The following is an 11344-nucleotide window of genomic DNA, read 5'->3' as shown; positions in this document are numbered from 1 at the left end:
CAGGGAGAACTGCGATATTTTATTAACGCGGTTGCTTCGAATGATGTTTTATTTTAGAACTTAATGACCCTCCCGCTCAATTGCCGCGGGGGCTGTTACTTTTTTCTTGATAAAAGAGTAACCAAAAAATCAAGTCAGCAGAAATGCTTCTTTGCGCACGAGGCCTTTCACGCACAAATCCGAAAAAACCACAGGCTGGAATCTTTTTGCCGGATAACCCTGTATGATGCAGACCTTGTATGCAAAAATTTCCTATGCCCCTTGCCACCGCTTTAGGCCATCAGTTTTTCGAATTTTTGCCGAAGCTTATCTGCTGACGGGGAAAGAAAAAATTAAGAAGCTTAAATGCAATCCACCAATGCCTAATGACCACTGACTAATAGCCAATTATACAACTTTCCTTAAATTTACGTTCTTTAAATCATGCACAGGTTTATAGGTGTTTTGGTATTTAGCTTTTTTATGGCTTCTGCATTTGCGCAGGTGAGGAAGCCTGTTATTGCTTTTGCCAGTGATACGCAGGAACCTATGTGGGTGGAGAAATTGCTCCTTAAATCAAACCACAACCTAAAGGCTACCGAAATGATCTTTAAGGATGTGGATGCTGTCCGCCCTTCGGGTTTGTTTATCTTGGGTGATGTGGTTTCATTAGGTTATAAAGCTAAAAAGTGGACCCATATTGACGCTTATATCAAACAATGCACGCATGATTCCATTCCCGTGTATGCTACGCTGGGTAACCATGAGGTGATGTTTAATGCCCGTAAGGGAACCAGGAATTTTAAAACACGGTTCCCTATGTATAACCCGGCAGGTTATACCGAAATAATTGATTCCGTTGCGGTGGTTTTGCTGAACTCGAATTTTAGTAAAATGACGACCGCCGAGATCCTGGCGCAGGATAATTGGTATAGCAGCGCCATAAAAAAGCTGGATGCCGATGCGGCTATTAAGTTCATCATCGTTGGCTGTCATCATTCGCCTTATACAAACAGCAAAATTGTAAAACCTTCAATGGAGGTACGGCAAAACTTTTTGCCGGCTTTTATCAACTCAAAAAAATGTGTGCTTTTTGTTTCGGGACACTCACATAATTTCGAACGTTTCAATATGCAGGGAAAGGATTTTTTGGTTATTGGCGGCGGGGGCGGGTTGCATCAGCCTTTGTATGCAAACGCCGTAACTCCCGATCTTTCGGCCGGTTATAAGCCTATGTTTCATTATCTGGAGGTGCGGCGCGTTCATGATTCGCTACAGCTGGTATCGCGGGAGCTGAATGCGGATTTTTCAGGGTTTAAGGATGGGTTGGTGTTTACGGTGAGGTAGGTTTTTCTTCTGCGGAGGTAACAGCTAACTCGGGTTGCTTCGTATGGGCTTTTGTTTTAGAACTTGAGCATCTTCCCGCTCATGGCCGCGGAGGCCTAGTTACTTTGTCTTGATACAAAGTAACCAAAAATCAAGTCAGCAGAAATGCTCCTTTGCGCACTGGGCCTTTCACGCACAAATCCCAAAAAACCACGGGCTAGAATCTTTTTGCCTGGCTACCCCGTCTCGTGCAGACCTTATATGCAAAAATTTCCTATGCCCCTTGCCGACGCTTTGGGCCATCAGTTTTTTCGGATTTTTGCCGAAGCTTATCTGCTGACTGGGAAAGAAAAAGAACTTTTTTACTACCCATTGTCAACGCAAAACTGCCCACTGGCTTACCGTTCGCTTTTGACGAGATTCGGCATTCCTTTATTTTCGGTAAGCAATTTGTATAGGCTTTGTGTAAAAAAGAAATTCCACCCTTTTACACAGTTGTCATAACATTCAATTTCGGGCACCAAACCAATATGCGTTAAACTAATCCGGGCTGAATTGCCATCGGGCTTAAACTCCCATACCAACGAAGTGCCTGTCCATTCGTCTTTGTGTTGCAGCCATGGCAGGTAACTTTTTATTACCTGCCAAACTATTTTTTTATTAACGTCTAATTCTAGTATTTTGAACAATACGGCTGTATCGCCAAAGCGTACGGTAAATTCATCGCCTGGTCTTTCTGAATCGCCTTCTAAATCGGGTGTCCACCATTCATTAACACGTTTTTGTACACTTTCAAAAGCTGCAGCTATGCTGGTATTAACCGTGATAGTGCTGTGGTAATTTTGCTGATCCATTTTGCTGATTGGTTTTTAAGTGTTTAATACAGGCTTGCCGTTAGCATCTTTGGTAAACAAGCTTATGAGGGTGCATAAACCTGCTATTAAAGAAAACGCTGCCGCAAATGGGAAAAAGTAAATATATTCAAGAATACCCATTGAGAGCAGGAGTACGGCCACTAGCGGCACCAATCTGCTCGACAGGCTATTCCCGGTTTCGGCGGAGAGCAGCCATAGCAGGATACTGATAAACAGCAGCGTCAGGATCATGATAAAGGCGAAGCCATCGTCAAAGGAAGCCAGGGTTACTGACCTGCCCATAAAATCGAAATGAGTTGTTTCCATTCCCTTAATTACAGCGGCCACAGCTGCATTGGGTGCTTTTTTTGAGCTGAACGCGCCAAAGCTATGGCCGATAGTATGCAGGAACATCAGCACCGCCGCAATGCGCAATAATAGTTTTGGTTTCATTTTTCAATTAATTACAAGTTCTTCCCGGATAGTAATGTTTTTGTACAGTTCCAAAATATCGCTCCAGCCTTTGTCCATACTTTCAACAACTTTAGGGCCGGTAAGTCGGTTCAGGTTTTTGTGCTCAAATTTTACGGTTGTTGTTTTTGGGCCCTGCGGGATAAACTGTACCTCTACTTCGGTTAACAGCTCCGGATCATACTGGAAATCGCCGTTGATCTTCCAGGCTAAAACCAGCAGGCCGTTTGGATCCCATTGCAAAACATGGCCGATGTTGGCTTCGCTGCCGTCCTCATGGCGCGAGAACCAGCGGCCGTTGGGGCCAGGCTCCAGCACCTGTTCGGTCATGGGTGATTTGCCAATGTGGTGGGTACGCGGCCACCACAGGTCCATTTGTTCGCTAAATACTTTAAAGGCGGTCGCCTGGGAAGCTTCTACCAGGAGCTCCTTTTTGATGGTGTCGATTTTTAAGCTATTCATGATTTTTTTCTTCTTGTTCTGCTAATAATTTGAATGCGCCCAATGCCTCATCCCAAAACTTATCCAGGTAATTGCGCATGGCTAAAATGCCGTCCCTATCCACCTGGTAAATATTTTTTGTGCCCTGCTGGTTGATGCTGATCAGTTTGGCATCGCGTAAAACTTTTAAGTGTTGTGAAACTGCAGGGCGGCTTACGGGGAGGCCCTCGGCTATGTCAACCACAGCCAGCGGACTTGTCCGCAGTTTTTCGAAGATGGCCCTGCGGGTTGGGTCGCCCAGTGCGTTAAATGCTTTTTCGGAATTGCTGATTGCGTGACCCATTCTTTTCTTGTTTTGATATATACTATTTGGTAAGTATTAGCTTACCGTTAGTACAAACTTACCAATAGTTTTGGAAAATGCAAATATTTTTTTGAGATGAGGGGGGAGGATGTGCGGATGTGCGGATGAGAAAGGTGTCATCCTCGAAGGATGAACGCGGGAACTTGTTCGCTTACAAAGCAGCTTTTATGGTTTTGTTGTTGGCTTAGTAAGTATGATTTGAGAAATCTTTTCTGCTAACAAAGCTTTAAGAAAATTAATATAAACTATGTCATTGCGAGCGAAGCGTGGCAACCGCATGCTGTACACAACCGCAATACAAGTTCTACACCTTACTATTCGCCCTGTAAAGTTCGCGGTTGCCACGCTATCGCTCGCAATGACAAGACAGTAAAAAAAGCAAAGCAAAAGCTTACCCGTTTAAATATAAACGTGCAGGTCGAAATTTGCAATAGTAGTTACCTGGTAAAAGCTTCGAAATGCCTTAAAAGCTAAAGCTTTTGTTTTTTGTGGTAAGCTTTAAGATTTTTTCAGAGATGCCGATAATGCCTCCTGTTTCTTTAAGCTGCTCGGTAGAAACATCGTATTTCTTTGACCAATACTCATCTTCTGAATTTGCTTTGATCTGGGAGATTTCCCTGTTTTTGGTTTCAATTTTTACGTTAGTTTCCATGGTTAATAGTTTTAAAGAGTTACAATTAATGAACTGGTTAAACGATATTAGAGAAGTATGTAAAAGTAACACTATGATATTAACACATGGTTATTTGTATGTTAATTTAATGTTAATCATTCGCACCCTTGTTGGTGGTGACAACACCAACAACGGCGGGCAAAATAACAAACACACAACAACAGTTCGTCCCTTGTTGGCTTTATTAAAATACCCGGATCAAGGCTCAACTGTTACTATAACCCGTTTATACCTGGTTAAGGCAGGAGTGCCTTTGTCTGTAACTTTCAAAATAAAATGGATGGTTTGCGCTGAAGTAACAACAGGCGCTGTAACCGGCAGGTCGTACAGGTTACTGGAATATGGTGAAAAGCTTACCAGGCCTTTATATGTTCCTGCTTCAGGATATTGCAGCCAGCGGTAACTCATGGAGTCGCCATCAGGGTCGTAAGTACCTTTTGCGCTTAAATGAAATTGCTGACCAGATTTTACCGTAAAATGATCGGGAATAGCCAGAACGGGTACAGGTGGGTGATTGCAGGCTTTGTAACTTTTGGTTGTCCATGTAATCCGTGCTGCAAAATCATTCTGAAATTCCTCCCGCCAGCGCCAGATCGTGGCCTGGATATTTTTATAGCCTTTTTTATCTGCTGCAACGTAAACAGAATCTTCGGCATTTGTCCAAAGCGGGCGGGTTTCCTGTTGGGTAACCGGCCAGTTTGGCCGCGCAAAAGGATCAGGCACATGCGACAATTCAGGTGTGTAAAATTCATATCGTCCTCCCCAGCCGCCATAGTTTGGATGTTCCGGATCATTTAATCCATTAGTTATCAAGAATAAAAATGATGGCGAATCACCCTCCATGCCGTAAGCCACATCCGGGTAGGCCGCCCCCAGCGGGCCATGGCCTTGCTGTATATTTTTTCCCAGCCATTCGTTGCTTACTACTTCTTTGTTCGACCCCGGCATTCCGAATGACATACCCAGCCAGGTAGCTTGTCCGTAAGTATAACCCGGACTACAAACAAAAAACAGGTCGGGAAAGCTTTTCCGGATCCATGGGCCTGAATCATCCTGGTCAGAAATAGTATAAACCCTGATCTTTTTAACCAGGGCTTGTGTTTGGGTAGCCGTTTTAGTCTGCCTGATTTTCCAAAGGGCCTGTGCTAAACAATTTGCTCCGCCCCAGTCACAGATCCATAGCGGCCTCGGGTCGGGTCTTTCTAATACTTTAATTATCCATTCAGAGCCTTCCGAGTCAAATCCTTTACCAACGCCCTCCATGCCGTAAACAGGAAGGCCCTTTTTTACCTTTGAGTTTAAATATTCATAGGCTGGGTAGCCTTTTTCGTGTTTCAGCAAATTAGGCTGAACCTTTTTATAAGCATTTAATATATCATGGATGGTTTCGGGCGCAACTCTTGTTTTTTGATGGATAGAGGTAACCGCCACCAGGCCCTCAACATCCCACTGATTACAGTAAGTAAGAAACCGGATCATCGATTGCGAATCATCAGGGTCAGCTTCAATATCGGTAAGTACTAATACTCTTAATTTTGGCTGTTGCGCATAGGTTTCGATAGAAATCAACAGCGTTATTGCCAGGAGACCTGATTTTAAGAAAATTTTAAACTTGTGCATTTCTATTTATCTGCAATAATTAATCCCGGATCATGCTCTTTTAAACCCTCCGGATATTTACACTTGTTTATAAGCGTAAACTTATTTTAAGATACTAAGCTACAATTTTTGGTGAGTAAAAGGAACTGCCCTAAACGCGATTTCATTCGTGCCCTTGTTGGTGTTGTCACCAACAAGAGGATGAGGCTGTGGCGTGTATGCATTGGCGGACTATGTTCATATCACAAACATCGCGGGTTGTTGGTGACAACACCAACAACGGCGGCTAATTTAATTGCTCCGGTGTTATTTTACCTATTTGCAGGTTAAGTGTTAAAAAGTCGAAATGATTCCAGCCACATATGATCTTGCCATTTTCTAATTGAGCAATGGATGTTCCTGTGAAGCTTACCCGCTTGCCACTTTGCTTGTGTTTGGCTGTAGCTGTGCATAGTGAAACTACATAGTCGCTCTCGGCAATATTTTTATCAATAGTAATATGAATGTCTGTAAGCTCATTTCTGAAATTTTTATAAAATTGCTTAAATGCATCAATGCCAACCGTTGGTTCAGGACTAAGGCCATATACTTTTACTTGTGGGTGCAGCATTTGGTCCATAATGCTTTCATCGCCCTGATTCCACAGTTCGTTATACCAGCGGAGCATAAAGTCTTTATTTTCCATGTTTAGTGGGGTTTAGGTGATAATTAATTATAGCTAATATAATAATATTATTAGAATAATAGCTCGGTCGCAATTATGAATCTCAAATAAAAAATGGCTAATATTTAGATATTAGCCATTAATAGATGGGTTTATTGTAAAGTTGACTATCTATAAGCTGATCACTGAGAAAATCCTTATGGTAGTTGGAAACCTAAATGCTTATGATTTCAGCTTCCTTACCAGTACGTTAAAATCAACGCCGGCAACGGATGTTTTTTTCCATTCGCCGTTGTCGTAGTGGTAGGTGCCGCCGTTGAAAAGGCCTATGGCGAAGTGATTGTCGCCGTGGTAGGATTTTAGCCATTCTATGGCTACGAGGATGTCTTTTTTTGCAATGATGTTGTAGGGTTCAAGGTCTACGGTTACACGGTTTTTGCCTTTGGGGACTGCGCCATAAATCTCTTTAGTTGCCAGGTTTTTACCCGGCGCCACATTGTTAAACTCGTAAACGTTTACCTTGAATTGCAGGGTGTCGTTACTTACGTTTTCCACATCAAAGTTGAACTTTAACAATTGAACGGGCTTGCTGCCGGCATTCATTTTAATACCTACCTGGTTCCCCTTAGCTAAATCGTAGCTGCTGTTTGCCGAACCCGACCGGGGTTTGTTGCCGATAACTTTTGTGTCTTTTTGCGCCTGTGCGCTGAATGCTGCTGTGATTATGAGCGCTGCAAAAATTGTTATGCGTTTTAATTGTGAAAGTGTGTAGATCATGTTTTTATGGTTTTTATATGAGCAAGACGATGGGGTGAGGGGAATGGTTGCATGGGGATTTAAAATTTTGCGGGACTAGTGATGAAAAAGTACGTCATGCTGTCCGCCAACTGATCGGATCAGCACCTCACATGCTAAGTGTACACCATTCATGCGGAAATGTCCTGTGGGGTGCCGAAATAAATTCGGCATGACGGTTGGGGGATATTTGGACTGGTTAAAATGATACATTATACCTTTTACCCTTAATTTTTCGCCTTTTACCTCTTTAATAAATTGCCATTTTTAGATAAAAAATCAATTTATATTAAAAATATCTTAAAATAATTGCTAAATAATTCGTTTTTATACAAAAACACTTCATAAATTACGGTTTTTAAAATAACTTGTTGTTATATTATAGTTTTTAGTGTTTTTAGATATGCAGGAATCTGGTTATTTTGATAAATACAGTCCGATTAGCGGAGTTTGGGACGAAATGTATGGCGCCGACGCCAATGTGCGCGATCATTACCGCAAGGTGATCGAATATATTTCGGGCGAGTCTGCGGATGACCTGAACAAAAAGGAAGAGCTGGCCAAAAGGCTGTTCATGAGCCAGGGCATTACCTTTACGGTGTACAACAGCGGTGAGGGGATTGAGAAGATCTTCCCGTTTGATATTATCCCCCGCATTATTACTGCGGATGAATGGGCGCTGGTTGAGCGGGGCATTAAGCAGCGGCTTACCGCGCTTAACCTGTTCCTGAAAGATGTTTATCACAACCAGTTCATTATTAAAGACGGCATTGTGCCGATTGATATTATTTACTCCTGTCCGCATTTTTTACGGGAGATGTACCAGCTGCAGGTGCCGTATGATATTTATGTACACATCAGCGGGATTGATATTATAAGAGATTATGACGGCACTTTTTATGTGCTGGAAGATAACCTGCGTACGCCAAGCGGCGTGAGCTATATGCTGGAGAATCGTGAGATCACCAAACGGTTATTCCCTGATCTGCTGCCGCAATGCGGGGTGCGGAGCGTTACGGAGTATCCAACCATATTGTACAAAAACCTGCTGGCGCTTTCGCCAAGGCAGATCCCGAATCCTACTATCGTATTGTTGAGTCCGGGGATCTATAACTCGGCTTATTTTGAGCACACTACACTGGCCCGCCTGATGGGGGTTGAGCTGGTAGAAGGGCGCGATCTGGTGGTGAACAACCATAAGGTGTTTATGAAAACTACTACGGGCCTGCAACAGGTGGATGTGATCTATCGCCGGGTGGATGATGAATACCTCGATCCGCTGGTGTTTAATCCCTCAAGCATGCTGGGTGTTGCCGGGATCATGGGGGCTTACCGTAAGGGAAATGTTGCCATAGTGAATGCAATAGGCACCGGTGTGGCTGATGATAAAGCGGTGTATGTTTATGTGCCGGATATGATCCGATATTATTTAAATGAGGAGCCGATCCTTAAAAACGTACCAACGCACCAATTAGGTAACCCTGATGAACGCGCCCATGTATTTGAGAACATCAATAAAATGGTGATTAAAAAAACGAATGGCAGCGGCGGTTATGGCATGCTGATGGGCCATGCGGCAAGCGAACAGGAAATTGAGGAGTATAAGCTGGAGGTAATGAAAGATCCAAGGAACTTTATTGGGCAGCCAACAATCAGCCTGTCGTCAGCACCATGTTATATGCAGGGTGAATTACAACCCCGGCGGATAGACCTGAGGCCATATGCGCTGTATGGCCCGGATGGCATTGAGATAGTGCCGGGCGGATTGACGCGGGTGGCCCTAAAAGAAGGCTCGCTGGTGGTGAACAGCTCGCAGGGCGGCGGGAGCAAGGATACGTGGGTGCTGGCGTGAGGAATTTCGGATTTCGGAATTTCGATTTCGGAATTTTAGAATTAGATAGTGTAGAAAAAATGATTGAACATCGAATGATAATAAAGGAACCAAAATTAACCAAAAACAAAAATCAGATATCCGAATTTCGAAATCAAGCCAAATCCAAAATCAAAAATAAATCCGAAATCGAACATCCGAATTCCGAAATACACAAAATATGTTAAGCAGGGTAGCAGCAAGTTTTTATTGGTTAAGCAGGTATATTGAGCGCAGCGATGGGATGCTGCGGATGCTCAAGATCAATTATGCATCGAGCCAGGATACCATCCAGGAGTTTACGTGGGCGCCGGTGATCAGGATCTTCGCCGGATCAGGCGAGGAGGAGACCGAGCGGCTGGATAATAACAGTCGCGCCGTATTAAAATATATGGTTACGGGGAAGGAAAACCCGAACTCTATTATTAATATCATCACCATTTCGCGCGAGAACGCAAGGGGGGTGCAGGAACATATCCCGAAAGATCTGTGGCAATGCCTTAACGAGTATTATCATACGGTAAAAGATCCGAAAATAGAGAAGTCATTGCAGCGCGAAGACCCTATTGGAGTGCTTGATGTGCTGATAAAACAGGTAATGCTTTATTATGGCACAGCCGAGATTACCATGGAACGCGGCGAGGGCCGCAGTTTTATGAACATTGGCAAGTACCTGGAAAGAGCGATCCAGAGCGTGGATATTTTGGATATTAAGTTTGGCTCAGTTAGCGATAACCCCGACCTGCTTACCGATACCAGCTATTGGAAACACCTGCTGCAATCAATAGGCGGATACGAGCTTTATTTAAAAACCTACCGCGAGGGTTTTGAAGCGGGCAATATCCTGGAGCAGGTGGTGCTTAATAACGATTTCCCCCGCTCGGTTATCTACTCGGTAAATAACATCCAGCGGTATTTCGACAGGCTGAAGAACAATAGCAATATGGACGATTTCAGGGAGCTTTCCTTCCAGATCGGCCGGTTGCAAAGCAAGATAAAATACAGCTCGGTTAAAAGTATTGAGCAGGATGGCCTGCACCAGTACCTAACCCAGATAAGGAAGGACCTTTACGGAATAGGGAACGCTTTGAATGAACATTATTTTGCCAACTCGTAGAGTTGGAGTCCGAAAGTCGGGAAAGTCCGAAAGTCCGGAAGAAGAAAGTTAAAATATTTAGATTAAAGATGAGTGAATTGGCAGATCAAAATTCACAACTCACTAAATCACTCATTCAGTAATTCACTAATTAAAACCTCATGCCAGAATTTGAAATTCAACATATAACCCGGTACATATACGAGGGGCCGGCGCGGGATAGCGCCAACCAGATCATCCTGTTCCCTATAAAAGATGAGTTCCAGGATGTGATAAAGCAGGAGCTTACCATAACCGGGAATCCGCAGGTTGATACGCATACTGATTATTACGGTAACGAAGTGGGCAGCTTTACCTACTCCGAACCGCATACCGTGCTTACCATCAACTCAAAAATATGGGTAAGTACCAAACACCGCGCTTTGCCGGTGAGCGATATTTTTCCCGCACAGCAGTGGCAAGATCTAAAACGATTACAATTTGTGGTGCCTTATATTGATTTTTTGAAGCAGGAATATTTTGAAGGCATAGGTGAGCTTAAAGTAATTGTTGACGAAGAACGCTTAAAGGACGATACCCCCTACCATGTTGCCCAGCGCTTTTGCCAGTATGTGTATGATAATTTTACTTACATAAAAGGGGTTACCACTGTTGAGACCCGCCTGGATGAGATCTGGAAGCTAAAAGCCGGTGTTTGCCAGGATTTTGCCCACATCCTGATGGAGATGCTGCGCATGGTAAACATCCCCGCCCGGTATGTTAGCGGTTACATTTGCACCAGCCGTAACAATATGCGCGGAGAAGGTGCAACCCACGCCTGGGCCGAAGCCTATATTCCCGATTTTGGCTGGCTGGGGATTGACCCTACCAATAACTGCATTGCTAATGAAACGCATGTGCGCCTGGCTGTTGGCCGTAACTTTACGGATTGTTCGCCGGTTAAGGGCGTTTACAAAGGCTCGTCAAACCATACGCTTGAAGTTGCCGTATCTGTTGATGATGAAAATGTTTTAAACAATGCCGACAGGCATGTCAGCGAAAACCCCGCGGTAACCCATGTTACTTCAGCGCAAAAGAATAGCTACCAGCGGTATATGGAGATCCAGCAACAGCAGTAGGGGAGTTCATGGTTGATGGTTCATAGTTCATAGCCGGAAAGTGGCATGTGGGAGAAGCAATAGGGGGAGTTCATGGTTGATGGTTCATAGTTCA

Annotated in this window: 12 protein-coding genes; 4 read left to right on the top strand and 8 right to left on the bottom strand. The window is 43.8% G+C overall.

Annotated elements, in window-relative coordinates; all coding sequences use genetic code 11:
- Positions 1 to 423 precede the first annotated feature (423 nt).
- Complete coding sequence (locus tag BUE31_RS07120; RefSeq protein WP_200801887.1) at positions 424 to 1326, top strand: metallophosphoesterase family protein; 903 nt, start codon at positions 424 to 426, stop codon at positions 1324 to 1326.
- Positions 1327 to 1703: 377 nt separating this feature from the next.
- Here BUE31_RS07120 and BUE31_RS07115 read toward each other — a convergent pair whose 3' ends face one another.
- The 8 genes from BUE31_RS07115 to BUE31_RS07080 form a co-directional block, all read right to left on the bottom strand.
- On the bottom strand, positions 1704 to 2159 hold the full coding sequence (locus tag BUE31_RS07115; protein ID WP_073401801.1) for an SRPBCC family protein: 456 nt from the start codon (positions 2157 to 2159) through the stop codon (positions 1704 to 1706).
- A gap of 15 nt (positions 2160 to 2174) precedes the next feature.
- Positions 2175 to 2612, bottom strand: coding sequence for an LIC_13387 family protein (locus BUE31_RS07110; protein WP_073401799.1), 438 nt, complete (start codon positions 2610 to 2612; stop codon positions 2175 to 2177).
- Between the two features lie 3 nt (positions 2613 to 2615).
- Positions 2616 to 3092, bottom strand: a complete 477-nt coding sequence (locus BUE31_RS07105) for an SRPBCC family protein (RefSeq protein ID WP_073401798.1) — start codon at positions 3090 to 3092, stop codon at positions 2616 to 2618.
- Positions 3085 to 3414: an ArsR/SmtB family transcription factor gene (locus tag BUE31_RS07100; protein WP_073401796.1), complete on the bottom strand. Its 330-nt coding sequence runs from the start codon at positions 3412 to 3414 to the stop codon at positions 3085 to 3087. The genes BUE31_RS07105 and BUE31_RS07100 overlap by 8 nt, the downstream gene beginning before the upstream one ends.
- Positions 3415 to 3898: 484 nt before the next feature.
- On the bottom strand, positions 3899 to 4087 hold the full coding sequence (locus BUE31_RS07095) for a hypothetical protein (RefSeq protein ID WP_073401794.1): 189 nt from the start codon (positions 4085 to 4087) through the stop codon (positions 3899 to 3901).
- A 219-nt stretch (positions 4088 to 4306) separates the two neighbouring features.
- Positions 4307 to 5728 carry a DUF1593 domain-containing protein gene (locus BUE31_RS07090; RefSeq protein WP_073401792.1) on the bottom strand — a complete coding sequence of 474 codons (1422 nt, stop codon included), beginning with the start codon at positions 5726 to 5728 and terminating at the stop codon, positions 4307 to 4309.
- Between the two features lie 265 nt (positions 5729 to 5993).
- Positions 5994 to 6392 carry an ester cyclase gene (locus tag BUE31_RS07085; RefSeq protein WP_073401790.1) on the bottom strand — a complete coding sequence of 133 codons (399 nt, stop codon included), beginning with the start codon at positions 6390 to 6392 and terminating at the stop codon, positions 5994 to 5996.
- Positions 6393 to 6593: 201 nt separating this feature from the next.
- A complete protein-coding gene (locus tag BUE31_RS07080; RefSeq protein ID WP_073401788.1) occupies positions 6594 to 7148 on the bottom strand; it encodes a hypothetical protein in 555 nt (184 codons plus the stop codon).
- Positions 7149 to 7569: 421 nt separating this feature from the next.
- Here BUE31_RS07080 and BUE31_RS07075 point away from each other — a divergent pair, with 421 nt between their 5' ends.
- From BUE31_RS07075 to BUE31_RS07065, 3 genes are all read left to right on the top strand, one after another.
- The gene (locus tag BUE31_RS07075) at positions 7570 to 9018 is read left to right on the top strand and encodes a circularly permuted type 2 ATP-grasp protein (protein WP_073401786.1); all 1449 of its coding nucleotides are present in this window, start codon (positions 7570 to 7572) and stop codon (positions 9016 to 9018) included.
- Between the two features lie 199 nt (positions 9019 to 9217).
- On the top strand, positions 9218 to 10153 hold the full coding sequence (locus BUE31_RS07070; protein WP_073401784.1) for an alpha-E domain-containing protein: 936 nt from the start codon (positions 9218 to 9220) through the stop codon (positions 10151 to 10153).
- Positions 10154 to 10293: 140 nt separating this feature from the next.
- Entirely contained in the window at positions 10294 to 11250 is a 957-nt protein-coding gene (locus BUE31_RS07065; RefSeq protein WP_073401782.1) for a transglutaminase family protein, read from the top strand.
- Positions 11251 to 11344: the final 94 nt, after the last annotated feature.

The organism is Mucilaginibacter sp. OK098 (assembly GCF_900142915.1).
GTDB lineage: Bacteria > Bacteroidota > Bacteroidia > Sphingobacteriales > Sphingobacteriaceae > Mucilaginibacter.
This window is presented reverse-complemented; position numbering and strand designations above follow the sequence as displayed.